Here is a 682-nt window from a genome sequence, read left to right as displayed (position 1 = left end):
TTTTATAATTTTATTTTTGTATAGGAGTTACCTATATTAATTATTCTTATTTAGCATTAGTTTCTTTGATTCATCTATCTATAACTACCATTAACTTTTTTAATAGTGATGGTAAATATGCAATTGGTTCTAAAGAAGATGATAGAATAGCTTTTAATTTAATTAGAGATTTTACACTTTGCGGAAATAATAAGGTTTACTCCGAAAGTAAAAGAATTCTTACTGATATACACATGGAAATCTCACAGAATATACAATTAGAAAAATTCAATGTAAATGATTTATGGAACTTTTTAAATAATATATCCTTTTATACTAATTCTCTTTTAAGTTTTTTAAATAAAGATATTTTAACTCTTCATCCATCAACTTTAGATTTCTTTGAAAACTTAATAAGAGATTTTGATGATATTAAAAAATATGATTATAGACAAGTAGAAAAAACTTCTATTTCTATAATTTATTATTTAATCTATAAAAAGCTTAAAGATAAATACTTTTCTCCTGACGTAGAAATTATTGACAAAGTTTATATAGGCTGTAATTCAATTTATTTTAGAAATTTATTTGATTTATATTTTAAATATAAAACCCTAAATAAAGAGTATTTAATTAATGAAAATAATATGCCAATCTCTATTTCTCTTTGTGAAGGTTATACTAAATTACTATTAAATTTAGT

Annotated in this window: 1 protein-coding gene; it reads left to right on the top strand. The window is 20.7% G+C overall.

Annotated elements, in window-relative coordinates; genetic code table 11:
- Nucleotides 1-65 precede the first annotated feature (65 nt).
- A partial coding sequence (locus A500_RS19090) for a hypothetical protein (RefSeq protein WP_016209212.1) occupies nucleotides 66-682 on the top strand: 617 nt, incomplete at its 3' end.

The organism is Clostridium sartagoforme AAU1, assembly GCF_000401215.1.
Lineage (GTDB): Bacteria > Bacillota > Clostridia > Clostridiales > Clostridiaceae > Clostridium > Clostridium sartagoforme.
The sequence above is the reverse complement of the archived record's forward strand: the minus strand, read 5'-3'. Positions and strand labels throughout refer to the sequence as shown.